This window comes from Janthinobacterium sp. GW822-FHT07H11, assembly GCF_058798615.1.
Genome location: NZ_CM179507.1, coordinates 943,286 through 960,298 on the forward strand (window position 1 = coordinate 943,286; position 17,013 = coordinate 960,298).

At 65.8% G+C, this 17,013-nt stretch carries 19 protein-coding genes; 13 read left to right on the forward strand and 6 right to left on the reverse strand.

Going from position 1 to position 17,013, the window contains the following annotated elements; genetic code table 11:
* Positions 1 to 28: 28 nt before the first annotated feature.
* Positions 29 to 934, reverse strand: a complete 906-nt coding sequence (locus AC3RCJ_RS04200; protein WP_492956800.1) for a LysR family transcriptional regulator — start codon at positions 932 to 934, stop codon at positions 29 to 31.
* A gap of 118 nt (positions 935 to 1,052) precedes the next feature.
* Here AC3RCJ_RS04200 and AC3RCJ_RS04205 point away from each other — a divergent pair, with 118 nt between their 5' ends.
* On the forward strand, positions 1,053 to 1,919 hold the full coding sequence (locus AC3RCJ_RS04205) for a pirin family protein (RefSeq protein ID WP_492956799.1): 867 nt from the start codon (positions 1,053 to 1,055) through the stop codon (positions 1,917 to 1,919).
* A gap of 53 nt (positions 1,920 to 1,972) precedes the next feature.
* Entirely contained in the window at positions 1,973 to 2,674 is a 702-nt protein-coding gene (locus AC3RCJ_RS04210; RefSeq protein ID WP_492956798.1) for an isochorismatase family protein, read from the forward strand.
* Between the two features lie 4 nt (positions 2,675 to 2,678).
* Here the strand turns inward: AC3RCJ_RS04210 and AC3RCJ_RS04215 are convergent, their stop codons facing one another.
* A complete protein-coding gene (locus tag AC3RCJ_RS04215; RefSeq protein WP_492956797.1) occupies positions 2,679 to 3,455 on the reverse strand; it encodes a substrate-binding periplasmic protein in 777 nt (258 codons plus the stop codon).
* Positions 3,456 to 3,616: 161 nt separating this feature from the next.
* Between AC3RCJ_RS04215 and pnuC the strand changes: the two genes are divergently transcribed.
* Both pnuC and AC3RCJ_RS04225 read left to right on the forward strand, forming a co-directional pair.
* Positions 3,617 to 4,195: a nicotinamide riboside transporter PnuC gene (gene pnuC / locus AC3RCJ_RS04220; RefSeq protein WP_492956796.1), complete on the forward strand. Its 579-nt coding sequence runs from the start codon at positions 3,617 to 3,619 to the stop codon at positions 4,193 to 4,195.
* A gap of 330 nt (positions 4,196 to 4,525) precedes the next feature.
* Positions 4,526 to 7,084 (forward strand): TonB-dependent receptor, encoded by a 2,559-nt coding sequence (locus tag AC3RCJ_RS04225; protein WP_492956795.1) that lies wholly within the window; start codon positions 4,526 to 4,528, stop codon positions 7,082 to 7,084.
* A 23-nt stretch (positions 7,085 to 7,107) separates the two neighbouring features.
* Here the strand turns inward: AC3RCJ_RS04225 and AC3RCJ_RS04230 are convergent, their stop codons facing one another.
* Entirely contained in the window at positions 7,108 to 7,893 is a 786-nt protein-coding gene (locus AC3RCJ_RS04230; protein WP_492956794.1) for a response regulator transcription factor, read from the reverse strand.
* 33 nt (positions 7,894 to 7,926) lie between these two features.
* Positions 7,927 to 8,235, reverse strand: coding sequence for a hypothetical protein (locus tag AC3RCJ_RS04235; protein WP_492956793.1), 309 nt, complete (start codon positions 8,233 to 8,235; stop codon positions 7,927 to 7,929).
* 202 nt (positions 8,236 to 8,437) lie between these two features.
* On the opposite strand from AC3RCJ_RS04235, the gene AC3RCJ_RS04240 reads away from it, so the two are divergent.
* The 3 genes from AC3RCJ_RS04240 (at position 8,438) to AC3RCJ_RS04250 (ending at position 9,838) form a co-directional block, all read left to right on the forward strand.
* Entirely contained in the window at positions 8,438 to 8,602 is a 165-nt protein-coding gene (locus AC3RCJ_RS04240) for a hypothetical protein (protein WP_492956792.1), read from the forward strand.
* Positions 8,603 to 8,676: 74 nt separating this feature from the next.
* Positions 8,677 to 9,234, forward strand: a complete 558-nt coding sequence (locus AC3RCJ_RS04245; RefSeq protein ID WP_492956791.1) for a winged helix-turn-helix transcriptional regulator — start codon at positions 8,677 to 8,679, stop codon at positions 9,232 to 9,234.
* 163 nt (positions 9,235 to 9,397) lie between these two features.
* Positions 9,398 to 9,838 (forward strand): CHRD domain-containing protein, encoded by a 441-nt coding sequence (locus AC3RCJ_RS04250; RefSeq protein ID WP_492956790.1) that lies wholly within the window; start codon positions 9,398 to 9,400, stop codon positions 9,836 to 9,838.
* A 259-nt stretch (positions 9,839 to 10,097) separates the two neighbouring features.
* Here the strand turns inward: AC3RCJ_RS04250 and AC3RCJ_RS04255 are convergent, their stop codons facing one another.
* Both AC3RCJ_RS04255 and AC3RCJ_RS04260 read right to left on the reverse strand, forming a co-directional pair.
* Entirely contained in the window at positions 10,098 to 10,751 is a 654-nt protein-coding gene (locus tag AC3RCJ_RS04255) for an FMN-binding negative transcriptional regulator (protein ID WP_492956789.1), read from the reverse strand.
* Positions 10,752 to 11,213 (reverse strand): OsmC family protein, encoded by a 462-nt coding sequence (locus AC3RCJ_RS04260; RefSeq protein WP_492956788.1) that lies wholly within the window; start codon positions 11,211 to 11,213, stop codon positions 10,752 to 10,754.
* A 107-nt stretch (positions 11,214 to 11,320) separates the two neighbouring features.
* Between AC3RCJ_RS04260 and pdxR the strand changes: the two genes are divergently transcribed.
* From pdxR to AC3RCJ_RS04290, 6 genes are all read left to right on the forward strand, one after another.
* Positions 11,321 to 12,805 carry a MocR-like pyridoxine biosynthesis transcription factor PdxR gene (gene pdxR, locus AC3RCJ_RS04265; RefSeq protein WP_492956787.1) on the forward strand — a complete coding sequence of 495 codons (1,485 nt, stop codon included), beginning with the start codon at positions 11,321 to 11,323 and terminating at the stop codon, positions 12,803 to 12,805.
* A gap of 38 nt (positions 12,806 to 12,843) precedes the next feature.
* A complete protein-coding gene (locus AC3RCJ_RS04270) occupies positions 12,844 to 13,413 on the forward strand; it encodes a DNA-3-methyladenine glycosylase I (RefSeq protein WP_492956786.1) in 570 nt (189 codons plus the stop codon).
* A complete protein-coding gene (mnmC1, locus tag AC3RCJ_RS04275; protein WP_492956785.1) occupies positions 13,410 to 15,038 on the forward strand; it encodes an FAD-dependent 5-carboxymethylaminomethyl-2-thiouridine(34) oxidoreductase MnmC1 in 1,629 nt (542 codons plus the stop codon). Before AC3RCJ_RS04270 ends, mnmC1 begins: the two co-directional genes overlap by 4 nt.
* 204 nt (positions 15,039 to 15,242) lie before the next feature.
* Positions 15,243 to 15,740 (forward strand): rhodanese-like domain-containing protein, encoded by a 498-nt coding sequence (locus tag AC3RCJ_RS04280; RefSeq protein ID WP_492956784.1) that lies wholly within the window; start codon positions 15,243 to 15,245, stop codon positions 15,738 to 15,740.
* 19 nt (positions 15,741 to 15,759) lie between these two features.
* Positions 15,760 to 16,743 carry a serine O-acetyltransferase EpsC gene (gene epsC, locus AC3RCJ_RS04285; protein WP_492956783.1) on the forward strand — a complete coding sequence of 328 codons (984 nt, stop codon included), beginning with the start codon at positions 15,760 to 15,762 and terminating at the stop codon, positions 16,741 to 16,743.
* A gap of 7 nt (positions 16,744 to 16,750) precedes the next feature.
* Positions 16,751 to 16,975, forward strand: coding sequence for a helix-turn-helix domain-containing protein (locus AC3RCJ_RS04290; protein WP_436543391.1), 225 nt, complete (start codon positions 16,751 to 16,753; stop codon positions 16,973 to 16,975).
* The last annotated feature ends 38 nt before the right edge of the window (positions 16,976 to 17,013 follow it).

The window sequence follows — 17,013 nt, forward strand, 5'->3', positions numbered from 1 at the left end:
GGAGAAGATGCCATCGTACCTGAGTGCCTCATTCTTCGCCCAGCGCGGCGAATTCGTGCGCCAGGTAGTCGATCAGCGCGCGCACGGCCGGCAGCAGACCGCGCCGCGAGGGGAAGACGGCGTGGATGATTTCGCGCTGCGGCCGCCACTGCGCCATCAGCGGCAGCAGGCTGCCATCGGCCACCTGCCCGGTGATCATCATGGTCGGCAGCTGCACCAGGCCCACGCCGGCCACGGCCGCGTCGCGCAGGGTCAGCATGTCGCCCGTGACGAAGCGCGGCGTGTGGCGCAGCTGGGCGCGCGCGCCGTCCGGGCCATGCAAATCCCAGTGGTACTGCTGTTGCGGCATGCCCAGGGCCAGGCTGGGCCAGTCGGCCAGGTCGGCCGGCGCTTTCGGCAGCGGGGCGCCGGCGAATAGCAACGGGCTGCCCACCATGCACTGGCTGCGTTCGGCCAGCACGCGCAGCACCAGGTCGCTGTCGGGCAGCGGCGGCGGGCGCACGCGGATGGCCACGTCAAAACCTTCTGCCACCAGGTCGACGCGGCGGTTGCTCGCTTCGAGCAGCAGCGTGACCTGCGGATGCTCGCGCATGAAGCGGGCCAGCATGGGCGCGACCAGCGAATGCAGCAGGGCGATGGGACAGGACAGGCGCACCGTGCCGCGCGGCGCGGCGCGCGTCAGCTCGATCGCTTCCTGCGCCGCTTCCGCTTCCACCAGCATCGCCTTGCAATGCTCGTAAAACGTCTGCCCCACGTCGGTGACGGAGAAATGCCGCGTCGTGCGCTGCAGCAGGCGCACGCCGAGGCGTTCTTCCAGCAGCGCGATGCGCCGGCTCAGTCTTGATTTCGGCATGCCCAGCGCGCGCCCGGCCGGCGCGAAGCCGCCATGGTCGACCACCTGCACAAAATAATACAAGTCATTCAAATCCTGCATGCCGCCTCCTGGCTGTTCTATTCATGGAACGCTGATGGCTGATTTTACCGTCTACCGCCTTGATCGTTGCAAGTCTATTCTGTCTCCATCGTAATGCAAACCCCAACAGGAGATCGAGATGAACAAAGTCACAGGTATCTACAGCGCACCCCGCCAGCACTGGGTTGGCGACGGTTTCCCCGTGCGCTCGATGTTTTCGTATAACGGCCATGGCAAGCAGCTGAGCCCATTCCTGCTGCTCGACTACGCCGGCCCCGCCGAATTTGCGCCCGGCACCCGTCCGCCCGGCGTCGGTTCGCATCCGCACCGCGGCTTCGAAACGGTGACCATCGTCTACAAGGGCGAAGTGGCGCACCGCGATTCGACGGGCCAGGGCGGCGTGATCGGCCCCGGCGACGTGCAGTGGATGACGGCCGGCGCCGGCATCCTGCATGAAGAGTTTCACTCGCCTGCCTTCACGCAGTCGGGCGGCACGCTGGAAATGGTGCAGCTGTGGGTGAACCTGCCGGCGAAAGACAAGATGACGGCGCCCGGCTACCAGGCCATCACCAGCGAGACGATACCCACGCTGGCGCTGCCCGATGGCGCCGGTTCGGTGCGCGTGATCGCCGGTGACTTCGAAGGCCAGCACGGACCGGCCCGCACGTTTTCGCCGATGCAGGTGTGGGATCTGCGCCTGGCCCAGGGAAAGCAGACGGAGTTGCCCGTGAGCAGGGGCTGGAGCACGGCGCTGATCGTCCTGCACGGCACGCTGCTGGTCAACGGCGAGAGCGTGCTGCGCGAAGCGCAGATGGCGCTGTTCGAGCGCGATGGCGACAGCATCACCGTCGAAGCGAACAGCGACGCCGTGGTGCTGCTGCTGAGCGGCGAGCCGATCAAGGAACCCATCGTCGGCCATGGTCCGTTCGTCATGAATACCGAGGCGGAAATCGTGCAGGCGTTCGAGGATTTCAACAGCGGCCGCTTCGCCCGCATCGCGAAGTAATTTATGCAGTACCCATGCCGCATCCCGCGGCATGGTTTTTTCAGGAGACCACCATGAGCACCCCCGCCAACTTCCAAGGTTTGCCACCGATGATCGATCCCGACGACGCCGTCATGCTGCTGATCGACCACCAGAGCGGCCTGTTCCAGCTGGTGCGCGACATCGAGCAGCATGTGCTGCGCGGCCACGTCACGGCGCTGGCCAAGCTGTCGCGCCTGGCCAACATGCCGACTTTTACCACCGCTTCCGTGCCCGACGGCCCGAATGGCCCCTTGATCCCGGAAATCCACCATTTCAACCCGGAAGCCGTCTATATCCCGCGCACGGGCCAGATCAACGCCTGGGATAATCCGGCCTGGGTCGAGGCCATCGAAAAGACGGGCCGCAAGACCCTGCTGATCGCCGGCACGCTCACCAGCGTGTGCATGGCCTTCCCCACCATCAGCGCGCTGGCGGCCGGCTACAAGGTGTTTGCCATCATCGACGCCTCGGGCAACTGGTCGAAGATGGCCACCGACATCACCATGGCGCGCGTGGCGCAGGCCGGCGCCGTGCCGATCGACACCTATGCCGTGCTGGCGGAAGTGATGAGCACCTGGAACCGCGCCGATGCGATGGCATTCGCCGCCATCATGACCGACCACATCGTGCCGCCGTACCGCGCGCTGATCGAAAGCTACGACAAGGCGCAGGGCGTGCAAAAGAATGGCCGCGAAACGAAGCTGGAAATCCTGGAAGCGGCTGCCAAGGGCTGATCGCTTACGGCGCTTCGTAGCGGGCACGTATCGCCGCCAGCGTGCCGCGCTGTTCCAGGCGTGCGATGGCGGCGTTCAGGCGCGCCAGGTCGGCGCTGCTGGTGCTGCGCGCATTGAGCATCAGGTGGACCGGTGCGCGCAGCGCCAGGAAGGGCAGGGCGGACAGCGCCATGCCTTGCTGGCGCGCTTCGTGGCGCACGGCCAGCACGTCGCCCAGCAGCAGGTCGGCACGGCCCGCGTCGAGCATGCGGATGCCCTGCTGGAAGCTGCCGAACACATTGAGCCGCATGTCTTTTTCCAGCGCGGGCCGGGCGGCCGCATATTCCTCCCCATACCAGCCCACCTTGGGCGCCAGCAAGGTGGCCTTGCTGTGCAAAAGCTGGCTGATGCTGCCGATATGGCGCAAGCTTGCCATCTTGCCCGGCTTGCTGAAAACGCCGACGGTCTCGTCGCGATAGCTGACGGAAAAGCGCGCGTAAGCCTCGCGCTCGCGCGTGTAGGAAGCGGCCGGCATCAGGTCCAGGCCCCCCTGCTGGAACAGCAACTGGCGCCGTGCCGTGGGCAGTTCGGGCAGGGTGACGAGGCTGCAGCGCGCCTCCTTGAAGATGGCGCGCAGCAATTCCAGGTCGAGCCCGGTAGTGCCGCCACGCGCATCGCGGTACAGATAGGGCGGCCATTGTTCCAGCGCCATTGTCATGCGGCAGGCCAGGGCGGGTGTTGCGCATATGCCGAGCATTGCCGCAAACAGGAAATGGCGCAAGCGCATACGGGGTGTTTCCATAGAGTTTCAACTTGATATTCAATTTGCCAGAATGGCCAGGGAAGTCAAGTGGCATGTGCGACATGCCGCCTTTCCTGGATGCATGGCCTGCGGCGACGGGCAGCCCAAATCGGCTATAGTGGCGCGGTGCATCCACCCTCCGCCCCGCAAAGGATTACCGCTTGACTCCCCCGCTCGAGATCGCCGCCAATGTGCTGATGACCGCCTCCATCGTCCTGGCCGGACGCAACAACATTCATTCCTGGTGGATCGGCATGGTCGGCTGCGTGCTGTTCGCCGTGCTGTTTTACCAGGTCAACCTGTATGCCGACGTGCTGCTGCAGCTGTTTTTCATCGTCACCTGCGTCATCGGCTGGCTGCAATGGCGGCGCGGCGCGGGCGGCAAGCCGCTGCCGATCACGCGCACGGGCTGGCGCAGCCTGGCCTGGATCGTGCCTGCCGGTGTTGCCGCCGTGTTCATCTACGGCATGCTGCTGCACCGGTTCACGAATGCCTACGCGCCCTTCATCGATTCAGCCGTGCTGGTGTTCAGCATCATCGCGCAATTCCTGCTGATGAGCCGGCGCATCGAAACCTGGGGCTTCTGGCTGCTGGTCAATACGGTCGCCGTGCCGCTGTACTACAGCCGTGGCCTGCACCTGACGGCCGTGCTGTACGCCGCCTACTGGATCAATGCGCTGGTCTCCTGGTACTGGTGGCGCCTGCAGGCTGGCCGCGCGGCCGCCGTGGCCGATGCCTGACCTGGCATCATCGGCAAGGCCTTAGATTCAAATCATATATACAATCAATTTTTAATTCGTTCACGCCATAAAGACACCGCGATATAGTGGCATTTCCCCGCTTACCGGTGTCTTTTATGTTGCGCTTTACTCTTTCTGCCATTTTTTCCGCCACCCGGCATCAGCTGACCATGCAATGCATGGCGCAGTGGATGCCGATGCGTGCGCGTCCACGCATCCCGTAATTTCTTAACACCCCCGTCGTCGCTTGCCCGTAGGCCCATCCGGCCCGCGTGCCCCTGCTCGGCCTTTTTTATCTGAAGAAGGCTGCAATCCCAATAAGAGGAAACCATGTTCAAACCACTCGCCATCAGTCTTGCCATCGCCGCCGCCTTCCCCGCCTTCGCCCATGCCGAGGAGGAGATCGCCAGGGTCAACGTCACCGGATCGAATATCCGCGTCAGCGAAAAAGAGGGCGCCAGCGCCGTCCAGGTCATTACCGCCAAGGAATTGAAAGCCAGCGGCAAGACCAGCGTGTCGGACGTGCTGCGGTCGATTTCCGCCAACAGCGGCAACAGCTACAACGAACAGTACACGGGCAGTTTCTCGGCCGGCACCTCGGGCCTGTCGCTGCGCGGCATCGGCCAGAAAAATACCTTGATCCTGGTCAATGGCAAGCGCGTGGCCAGCTATGCGACGGCGCAAAACCTGCAGGAAACCTTTGTTGACCTGAACAGCCTGCCGATGGCGGCCGTGCAGCGTATCGAGGTACTCAAGGATGGCGCCTCGTCCGTGTACGGCTCCGATGCCGTGGCCGGCGTGGTCAACATCATCCTGTACAAGGAATTCACGGGCACGGACATCACGGCGCAGTGGGGCGGCTCGACCGAGGGCACGGGCCAGCATGAAAAGAGCGCGGCGCTGCAGACGGGCTTTGGCAAGCTCGAGGAAGACGGCTACAGCCTGGTCTTCTCGGTCGATGCGCAGCAGCGCGACAAGCTGCAGCAAAGCGACGTGGCGTGGATGCGCGATGCCGACTTCCGCAAGCAGCAGCGGGGCAGCCTGGGCTGGGCCATCACCAACTACGCGGGCACGGACCCGACCCGGACCTTGGGTGGCGTGCGCGGACCATTGCAACTGGTCAATTATGGCGACATCACGCCCGGCAAGACGGGGCAAGTGCTGGCGTATAACCCTTCGCCATACAAGACCCTGATTCCCGGCATCCAGCGCATCCACTCGGCCGCGCGCGGCACCCTGAAGCTGAATGCGGACACGGAAGCGTATGTCGACTTGCTGCACAGTTACTCGCGCGCCGACCAGACCTTCAGCGCGCCCTTGACGGTGAACAATGCCACGCGCGTGTGGAACAATGCGACGCAAGCGCTCGACACGATTCCCGTCGTGCTGCCCGTGGGCCACCCGAATAATCCCGGCGCCACGCCCCTGCCGTTCACGGCCACCCTGTTCGACCTGGGACCGCGCCTGAAGCAGGACAAGGTCACGTTCTACCGCGCGCTGGCGGGCGTCAAGGGCACCCTGGCGGGCTGGGACTGGGATGCGGCCGTGGGCCACTCGAGCAGCAAGCTGGAGGAAACCGTGCAGAACTTCGTCAACCGCTACGCATTCCAGCAGGTGCTGGCCGACGGCAGCTATAACTTCTTTGACCAGGCGCAAAACAGCGAAGCGGTGCGCAACCGCCTGCGCCTGTCGACCCTGCGTCCGGCCGAGTCGACGCTCGACACCGTCGACTTTTCGGCCGCGAAGGATTTGTGGCAATTGCCTGCCGGCCCGCTGGGCTTTGCCGCCGGTGCCCAGTGGCGCCGCGAAAAGATGGATTCGCAAACCTCGACGGCCGTGCTGTCCGGCACCGAGCTGCGCCCGGCGATCAACATCATCAACGGTGCGCGCAGCGTGTCGGCCCTGTTTGCCGAATTCAACGTGCCGGTGGTCAAAGACCTGTCCGTCAACCTGGCGGGCCGCGCCGACCATTACAGCGATTTCGGCAATGCGTTCTCGCCGAAAGCCAGCGCCCGCTACCAGGCCGCGCCGTGGCTGCTGGTGCGCGGCACCGTGTCGCGTGGCTTCCGCGCGCCGTCGCTGCCGGAAATCACGCAGAGCACGGCCGTCAGCTATGTCAGCGTGCTCGACCCGCGCGACCCGATCACGCCGACGCAGACGCGCGGCGTGACGGCCATTACCATCGCCAACACCGCCTTGCGTCCGGAACGGTCGAACAACCTGAACCTGGGCGTGGTGGTGTCGCCCACCAGCAGCTCGAGCATCGGCCTCGATTACTACCGCATCAGGCAAGATGGCGTGATCGGCACGGAAAGCGCCACCACCACCATCGCCAACGAGGCGACGGCGCCGCAAAAGATCACGCGCGACGCCGACGGCCGCATCACGACCCTGTACCGCCAGTACCGCAACCAGGGCCAGCGCGAAGTGTCGGGCATCGACCTGGACCTGCGCCAGCGCTTCACCGACAAGGACTGGGGCAAGCTGACCCTGGCCGGCCAGCTGAGCCGCGTGCTGCGCTTTGCCGAACCGCTGTCCGACGGCGCGCCGCTGACGGACGGCGCCGGCACCAATTATTTCGGCTCCATCCCGAAATGGCGCGGCGTCACCTCGGCCACCTGGGAACAGGGCAAATGGTCGTCCACCCTGACCTGGAATTACGTGGGCAGCTATGCGCAGAACACGCACCTGGACGAGTCGGTGGCCGCCTTCAGCACGTTTGACGTGACCACCAGCTGGCAGGTGACGCCCGCGGCGAATGTCACCTTCATCGTGCAGAACCTGGCCAACAAGCGCGCGCCGTGGGATTACTCGGCCTCGGGCTTTGACTATACGCAAGCCGATCCGCGCGGACGCTTCGCCTCGCTCAAGCTGAACTATAAGTTCTAAGGCGCGGGGGGCATGCGTGCCCCTCAGTGCCCGTTCGACACCTGCCGCTGGCCCGTCTGCTCCTGCAGGCGCTGGCGGTAGGCGCTGGGCGTGACGCCCATGCGCTCGCGGAAGGCCGTGGCGAAGTTGCCCGCGTTGTGAAAGCCGATCAGCAGGGCGATATCCTGCACGTCGATCTCGGTCTGCTGCAGCAATTCCACCCCGCGCGCGATGCGCGCCTCGCGGATGAAGGCGAAGACCGTCATGCCCGTCTGCTCGCGGAACATCAGGGTCAGCTTTTCGCGGTAGGTACCGACGCTGCGGGCGATTTCGGACAGGTTGGGCAGGCTGCCCAGGTTATCGAGGATCAATTGCTTGACGGCATTGACGAAGACCAGGTCGGGATGCTGCTGTTTCTCCGCGATGTCCAGCACGCCGGGCAAGGTGATGTTGCTTTTGCGCATCAAGCCGAGGTGGATATGGATGCGCGCGGCCAGTTCCGCCGGCGTAAACGGCTTCGAGATGTAATCGACGCCACCGACCTGCAAGCCCATGATGCGCTCGTTGGCGGCATCGGCGCCACTGAGGAAGATCACGGGTATCTGTTCCGTTTCGGGGTTGGCCTTGAGCAAGCGGCACGCCGTGTAGCCGTCCATCTCGGGCATGCGCACGTCGAGCAGGATCAGGTCGGGTCGCGTGGCCAGCGCCAGCTGATAGCCTTGATAACCATTGAAGGCGATGCTGAAACGGTAGGGCTGCTCGCTCAGCAGTTCCATCAGCATGCGCTGCTCGAACGCAGAATCGTCCACGATCAAGATGTTTTTTTTCATGGTTTCGCTGGTCGATGGCATGGCATGGATGACTTAACCAAATAGCAAGTTGTGGTTTATTATGCCTCGCTTTTCTTTTTTTTTCTGTTTTTCTCGTATTTCAAAAGATGTTTCTCCGCAAGAAGAAGCAGCGATTTCGCGGATCGCTAATAATTCAATCGTGCATTGATTTAGAGCAATGTCGATTATTAAAAAATCTGTTTTGCCTATGCTGCAAAAACGCTGAAATCCCGCTGTCTCGCGACTCTCGGCCCAAGGATTTTGTTGTCTTGGTTTGCGTGCCCAAAAAAACGCCGGCAATACCGTGACTATCCTCGAATCCTGCACTTTTGAAGGGTTCATTCATGATGTTTCATCATCAGGAGGTTTCATGTTGCGAGCTACGTTCCCCCGTCTTGATCACGGTGCACTGGCTACTGCCGTTAACGTCAGTACGACGCTCAATGCCCGGTGCCGCAATACCACGCCGTACGCGGTGGACTGGCATGCGGGCACCTGCAAGCGGGCCATCCCGGCCGCCGTCCACTTTTAAGCCGAGTCCGCCATGACGGTCCATCTTGCCGCCGTGATGCGCCCGTCCCTGGCCGCCACCATGCAGATCTTGCCCCTCACGATACCTTCCTGCGCCGAGCGGCATGCGGCGGCCATCCAGCGGCAAAAGACCGGCTTGCCACGGCGGCCGGTACGCACGGTGACGGCCACGATGTAGTTGGCGCGAATGTTTCTGTATGGGAATTAGAATTTTTTCGATCGCTGTGCTGGAATTTACGGGAGGAGATGGTCATGAAACATACCAATTTTAATAATTTGCCTTGCCCCATCGCACGCAGCCTGGGCAAGGTAGGCGAATGGTGGAGCATCCTGATCCTGCGCGAGGCGTTTTATGGCAAGACGCGCTTCGACGAGTTTGAGAAAAGCCTGAAAATCGCGCCCACCATCCTCACGCGGCGCCTGGCCGACCTGGTGGAAGGGGGCCTGATGACGCGCCGCCTGTATTGCGCCAAGCCGCCCCGCTACGACTACGTGCTGACCAAGCCGGGGCGCGCCTTCAAGCCTGTTTTGCTGGCCTTTATTGCCTGGGGTAATGAAAACTTCGCCCCGGAAGGCGCCAGCCTCGTCATCGCCAGCCGCGATACGGGCCTGGCCGCCGATCCTGTGCTGGTCGATGCCATGACGGGCTTGCCCATCAATGACGAGTATTACGCGTTTGCGCCCGGGCCGGCCGCCAGCGACAGCATGCGCAGCATCATCCTGGAAGCGGAAAAAAGCAGCGGCATCGCGCCCAAGCCGAAGGCGCCAGCCGCCAACCGGGGCTGGGTGGCGGAGGGGCACCTGGCTTGATGCCCGCCGCAGGCTAGATGTTTGGTCAAAAGCAAAACGGGTGTCGCGGCGCGGCGTTACTGTTGCACGACGCAAGCGTTTTTTGCGCGTGACAAGTGCGGCGCAAGCCCGGCTATCGCGGCATGGCGCCTTCCGTGACCTGTTATCCGTAAGGAGTACCGCGATGAGCTTATTGCCCCCACCCGCATGCCGCGCCGCCATGGCGCTGGCGCTGGCCGCCATGCTGGGCGCCTGCACCCATGGTCCGCATCATCCCGGCGGGCACGACGTCACCCTGAGCGGCGCGCAGGAAGTGCCGGCCAATACCAGCACGGCCAGCGGCAGCAGCAATATCCGCGTGGGCCACGACCGCAGCGTCAGCGGCGGCGTGCGCTACACGGGCATGGTGGCCACGGTGGCGCATATCCATGAAGCGCCGGTGGGCGTGAATGGCCCCGTCATCGTGCCGCTGCTTAAAACCGCCGAAGGCATGTTTGCCGTGCCGCCCGACACCATGCTGACGCCGCCACAGTATGCGAGCTACCAGGCCGGCAAGCTGTATGTCAACGTGCATAGCGCCGCCTATCCGGCCGGCGAGATCCGCGCCCAGCTCAAGCCGGAATAAGCGCTGGCAGCCTTACTTCAGGACCTCCTTGGGGCCGCGCGAGCGGCCCTTTTTTTGCGCCAGGCGGGCCGTGGGCGGACGCGCCGCTACGAGGGCTGTCCATGCTGTCCATCCTTGCCATCACGTTTCCCTTCTTCGTCCTGGTGCTGTGCGGCGACCTGGCCGTGCGGCGCGCGCCGCTGCCGCTGGCCGCCATCGGCGGCTGGAACAGTGTTGCCCTGTCCTTCGCGCTGCCCTGCATGCCCGTTTTCGGCGGCCGTCAGCTGGCTGGCGTGAGGTTGGCGGCGATCAGCGCGCCCAGCGCTTGCGCCGCGCCGGCCTGGTGGTCGAGCGCCAGGCCGCGCGCCATGCTGGCCTGGTCTTGCATGCTGCGGTTCTGCCCCAGCTTCCATTTGCCCTCCAGGCGCGTGAGGGGAATTTCGATGCCGACGATGGCTTTCAGCAGCTTGTCGATATAGCCGGCCGGCGCGTCGCCCACTTGCCACGGCGTGGCTAGCCCCGCCTCATGGCGCGCCGTCAGCCGCGCCACCAATCCCAGCAGCCACGCCGGGTCATCGATGGCGCGCAGGGGGCCGTGCGCATGCACCACCGCGTAGTTGAAGGTGGGGACTTCCTTGCCGCTGCGCTGCTTTTCCGCATACCAGGCGGGCGTGATGTAGGCGTGCGGTCCCTGGAAGATCACCAGTGCTTCATCGTTCCCGCCGGCCGCGCGCCACAGCGGGTTGGCGCGCGCCACGTGGGCGCGCAGGATGCCGAATGGCGCATCCGGCGTGGGCGCGGCGATCTCGAACGGCAGATGGTCGGCGCACAGGCCATCGGTCCCGTGGCGCACCAGCGCGCCCAGCGGATGTGCATCGATCAGGCCATGCAGCACCTCGAGGCGCTCTTCGCGAAAGGTGGAGGGCGTGTACATCTAGTCGGCTCCTGCCACGACCACGTCGGCCTTCAGCGAATTGGCGATGTAGCAGCGCTCGTGCGCGTCATGGTGCAGGGCGGCCAGCGCCTCGGGCGAGGGCGGCGTTCCCGCGAAGGCGATGCGCGGACGCAGCACGATGCGCGTCATGGCCAGGCGTCCGGCGGCATTCTTGCCCAGTTCGCCGACGGCGGCGTCGCGGTAGTCGTCGATGACGTAGCCGCGCTGGGCCGCCAGCGACAGGAAGAACAGCATGTGGCAGCTCGACGTGGCGGCCACCAGCGCCTCTTCCGGGTCGATATTTGCCGCCACCGACATCGGCAGCGGCACGGACAGGGGCGACGACGAGGCGGCTACCGTCAGGCCGCCGTCGAACTGCCATTCATGGCCGCGGCTGTAGCGCTGGCCGGCGAAATCCTGGCCGTCGCGCTGCCAGGCCACGGTGGCGAAAAACTGATGCATGGGTACTCCACGGGAGTGAGGGGATGCGCCATCTTAACGCCAGTCTTGGCTATTTAAAACAGCCAATAAGTGCTATCTTGAAGCTACCAATTTAAAAGCCTCCTGACATGCCAGCTTCCCACCTGCACCAGCTCATCGCCGCCTTGCCGCTGCAGCGCGGCGCCGCCGAACCGCTGTTCCGCCAACTGTATGCGGCCGTCAAGGCCGCCATCCTCGACGGCCGCATGAGTCCCGGCATGCAGCTGCCGCCCACGCGCGAGTTTTGCCGCCTGCTGGCCGTGTCGCGCCAGACGGTGCTCAATGCGTATGCGCTGCTGACGGCCGAAGGCTACCTCGATGGTACCGTGGGGCGCGGCACCTTTGTCAGCGGCGACGTGCCGGCCCCTCTCGCGGCCCCGGCGACAGCGGCACCGGGACTGCTGCGGCCCCTGTCCGCGCGCGGGCAGGGCGTGGTGGCGGCCATGCGCCAGGTGGCGTTTCACCGTGGCCCGCTGCGCGCCTTCCGCGTCGGCATGCCGCGCATCGACCATTTCCCGTTCGATGTGTGGAACCGCCTGGAAGCGCGGCGCTGGCGCCGCCCCGACCACCAGTTCGGCTACGGCGACCCGGCCGGCTACCTGCCGCTGCGCGAACTGCTGTGCGTCTACCTGAAGGCCTCGCGCGGCATCCAGTGCACGCCGCAGCAGATCGTCATCACCTCCGGCTCGCAGCAGGCGCTGTTCCTGCTGTCGACCATTTTGCTGGCGCCCGGCGAGTCTGCCTGGATGGAGTCGCCCGGCTACCGGGGCGCCAGCGGCCCGCTGCGCGCGGCCGGCGCGCGCGTCTTTCCCGTGCCCGTCGATGCGCAGGGCCTGGACGTGGCGTATGGCGTGGCGCACTGCCCGCAGGCGAAGCTGGCCTACGTGACGCCGTCGCACCAGATGCCGCTGGGCGTGAGCATGAGTTTGCCCCGCCGCCTGGCCCTGCTGGCCTGGGCCGCGCAGCACAAGGCGTGGGTGGTGGAAGACGATTACGACAGCGAATACCGCTACACGGGCGCGCCGCTGGCCTCGCTGCAAAGCCTGGACCGGGCCGGCTGCGTGGTGTACGTGGGCACCCTGTCGAAGGTGCTGTTCCCGGGGCTGCGCCTCGGCTACATGGTGGCGCCGCCCGCGCTGGCCGGGGCGCTGGTGCAGGCCAAGGCCGTGATGGACCGCCACACGGCCATCGTGCCGCAGATGGCGCTGGCGGACTTCATCGCCGAAGGCCACTTTGGCCGGCATATCCGCCGCACGCGCGACAGCAATGCCGAGCGGCGCGACCTGCTGCTGCGCGGCCTGGCGCGCGAACTGGGCGACCAGCTCGCGTGCGGTCCGGCCGACAGCGGCCTGGAACTGTGCGCGTACTTTCGCGGCGATCACGATGAAGAAACGGTCGCGCGCGCGGGACTGGCGCGCGGCATCGAACTGCGCCCGCTGGGCCATTATGCCGATCCGGCGGCGGGACCGCTGTGCACTGCGCCGCCCGGGCTGCTGCTGGGCTTTGCGGCGATTGCGCCGGCCGAGATGGCGCACGGCTTGCAGGAACTGGGACGCATCCTGCGCGGCCGATAAACTATACTGGCGGTTGCCCGCACCTGAAGAACACGACCATGACCATTACCCGCTGCGCCTGGGCCAATCCGGCCAATCCCCGCTATCTCGCGTATCACGACACGGAGTGGGGCGTGCCCTGCCACGACGAGCGCCGGCTGTTCGAGATGCTGAACCTGGAAGGCGCGCAGGCGGGCCTGAGCTGGGAAACCATCCTCAACAAGCGCGAGACCTACCGCGCCGCCTTCGACGGCTGGGACGCGGAAAAGATCGCCGCGTATGGACCGGACAAGGTGGCGCAGCTGCTGGCGGACCCCGGCATCGTGCGCAACCGCCTGAAGGTGGCGGCCGCCATCACGAATGCGCAAGCCTATTTGCGCCTGCGCGCCGAGGGCCACACGCTCGACAGTTTTTTGTGGGCGTATGTCGACGGCCAGCCCATCGTCAACAGCTGGCAGCCGGGCGCATTCCCCGCCACGACGGCCCTGTCCGACACACTGTCAAAAGACTTGCTCAAGCGGGGCTTCAAGTTCGTCGGCTCGACCATCGTCTACGCCTACATGCAGGGCATCGGCATGGTCGACGACCATGCGCCCGCCTGTTTTTGCCGCACGGGCCGCCGCGCATGAAGGCCATGGTCACGCTCGATACGGACTTCGACGGCGCGCGCTTTCGCGCCGCCTGCGCCCGGTATGGCGGCGGCAAGCTGCACTACATCGCGCTGGCGCCCCGTCCCGTCGACGCCAGCCAGTTGCCTGAGCCTTGGCGCGGCCTATGGCCGCCCTGCGTGCCGGGCCAGCACCGCATGGCCTCGAGCGACGGGCTGGTGGTTCTCGACGTGCTGATCGGCGATCCGGACGCTTGCCTGGCGCAACTGTCGGCCCGCGTCGATGAGGCGTATCTGGCGTGGGTGCCGGCCTCCATGCCGGTGCTGGCGCGCCTGATGGCCGACGGCGCGCGCCTGCACGCCGTGCAGCTCGACGATGCGCAGCGCCTGGCGCTGCAAGGAAGCGGTTTTCTCTTCGACGACAGTCCATTGCGCGCCGTCTTTCATGCGCGGCACGACGCGCATGCGGCCCCCGTGGCGCCGCAGCGGTGCGCCGTCGTCATCGGCGCGGGCGTGGCCGGCGCGGCCGCCTGCGAACGGCTGGCCGCGCGCGGCTGGAAGGTGACCCTGGTCGAGCGCCACGCGCAGCCGGCCAGCGAAGCGTCGGGCAACCTGGCCGGCATCTTCATGCCGCTGATGTCGAAGGACGACAATATCGCCACGCGCCTGGTGCGCGCCGCCTACCTGTACTCGCTGAGCCGCTGGAAAGACCTGGGCGGCATCGGCGCCGCCATCGAGGGGGCGCAAAGCGGCGTGCTGCACCTGGCGCGCGACGGCGCGCATGCGCAGGTGCAGCGGCAGATCGCCGCCAGCGGCCTGTATCCGCGTGAATTTGCCCGCTGGCTGGAAGCGCCCGAGGCGACCACCATGCTGGGCGCGCCGGCGCCCGATGGCGCCTGGTGGTTCGCACAGGGCGGCTGGGCGCGCCCGTCCTCCGTCTGCGCGGCCATGCTGGACGCCTGCGGCAGCTTGCTCACGCGGCGCTTTGCCAGCAGCGCCCTGCGCCTGGAGCGTGGCGACGGCGAGTGGCTGGTGCGCGATGCCGAAGACACCCTGATCGCCGCCGCACCCACCGTCATCCTGGCGGCCGGCACGGGCGCCATTGATTTTGCGCAGGCGGCCGGCTTGCCGCTCGATGCCGTGCGCGGCCAGGTCACGCACCTGGCCGAAGGCAGCTTGCCGTCGCTGCCGTTCGTCGTCTGCCGCGAAGCCTACATGACGCCGGCGCACCAGGGCGTCGTCTGCGTGGGCGCCAGCTACGACGCGGACGCGGACGCCAAGCTGCGCCCATCGAGCCAGGAAGAAAATATCGCCAAGATCGCCGACATCCTGGGCCTCGCCCCGTTCGAGGCGCCGCTGGCCGGGCGCACGGGCTTTCGCTGCATGGCAGCGGACCGCCTGCCGCTGGCGGGCGCCTTGCCCGACCCCGGCGTGCCGGGCCGCTGCGAGCGCCTGCGCGACGTGCCGCGCTGGCCCGGCCTGTTTGGCTTGCTCGGCTATGCCTCGCGCGGCCTGATCTGGGCGCCGCTGGCGGCCGAGCTGCTGGCCTGCCAGCTGGAGGGCGAGCCGTTGCCGCTGGAGAGTCAATTGGCTGCCGCACTGGATCCTGCCCGTTTTTTACTGCGTGAGCGCCGCCGGAACGCCTGAAAAGTCCATGGCGCTGTTGTCGTGCCTCGCCGTACATTCGGCACTCCGCCTGGCCCCGGGCATTTTCAGACGCTCCACACCTCGATTCCCCCATATACGTTTTTCAGCTTTCCAAACTCTTTTTAATTTGTTTTCCGAACAACATAAGTTCGCTACAGTGGACGTGTGCTGGTTTTTGACGACGACGTAAAAAGAGGTGGAAAGATGGCTGCTGCAGAACTGGTTTTCGACCCCCGCGCCGCGCACGGCGAGGCGGCGTTTGACGAAGTACTGAATAACGCGCGCACCCAGGCGCAGACGCAGGGCTTGCCGTATGCGGGCATCGTCAGCGCGCAGGATGCGTGGCAACTGGTGCAGGCCGGCAAAGCCGTGCTGGTCGACGTGCGCACCAACGAGGAACGCACTTTTGTCGGCTATGTACCCGCCTCGCTGCATGTGGCCTGGGCCACCGGCACGGCCATGAACCGCAATCCCCGCTTTGTGCGCGAACTGGAAGCGAAGGCGGGCGGCAAGGAGGCCGTGGTGGTGCTGCTGTGCCGCAGCGGCAAGCGCTCGGCCGCGGCTGCCGAAGCGGCCGCCAAGGCCGGTTTCACGCAGGTCTTCAATATCGCGCAAGGCTTCGAGGGCGACCTCGACGAACAGCGGCAGCGCGGCCACAGCGGCGGCTGGCGCTGGCATGCGCTGCCTTGGCTGCAAGATTAATGCTCTTCCCGGGACCACCATGAACCAGCGTGCCTTGCCTTCCGCCTCCCTTGCCGCCCAGCCGCAGTGGGAGTTGCGCCAGATCGTCGATGAATTGCGCGCCGTGCGCGAGCGCTGGCGCGACGGCTTGCTGCGCCACCAGGAGTGCGGCGCGCGCGAATTCCCCTCGCGCCAGCACTTGCGCGACATCGTCGACGCCCTGTGCGCGGCCCTGTTCCCCATGCGCCTGGGACCGCTCGACCTGCAGCAGGAGAGCGAGGATTTCTTTGTCGGCCACACGCTCGACACGACCTTGACAGGCTTGCACGAACAGGTGCGGCGCGAACTCAGTTACCACGCGCGCCAGCATGGCTTGCAGCAGACGGTGCCCGTCGAACAGCAGGCGCTGGCCATCGTGCAGCGCTTTGCCCGCGCGCTGCCGCGCATCCGCGCCCAGCTCGACACCGACGTGGCGGCCGCCTTCCAGGGCGATCCGGCCGCGCACAGCGTCGATGAGGTGCTGCTGTGCTATCCGGGCATCCTGGCCATCATCCATTACCGCCTGGCGCACGCGCTGTATGCGCTGGGCGCGCCGCTGGTGGCGCGCATCATCGCCGAAGTGGCCCATTCGCAGACGGGCATCGACATCCACCCGGGCGCCGTCATCGGTTCCAGCTTTTTCATCGACCATGGCACGGGCGTGGTGATCGGCGAGACGGCCATCCTGGGCGAACGGGTACGCCTCTACCAGGCCGTCACCCTGGGCGCCAAGCGCTTTCCCGCCGGCTTTGATGGCGTGCTGAAAAAGGGACTGGCGCGCCACCCCATCGTGCAGGACGACGTGGTGATCTATGCCGGCGCCACCATCCTCGGCCGCGTGACCATCGGCCAGGGTTCCGTCATCGGCGGCAACGTCTGGCTGACCCGCAACGTGGCGCCCGGCAGCCATGTGACGCAAGCCCACAACCAGCAGGAGGCGCAGGAGTCGCCGCCGCCGCACCCCGCCTTTGCCCACCACCCATGAGGACAGCATGTTGATCAAACAGTTTGGACTGGCCGTGCGCCAGTTGCGCGAAGGGCGCGGCTGGTCGCAGGAGCGGCTGGCCGAAGCGGCCGACTTGAACCGCTCGTTCATCGGCGAAATCGAGCGGGGCGCCGCCACGCCGTCGCTGCTGACGGTGGAAAAACTGGCCGGTGCGCTGGGCATCGGCCTGGCGGGCTTGATGGCCCGCTGCGAGCCGGAGCTGGTGGATTAAAGCGGGTCGATTCAGCGCCACGATGATGGCGATAGCAT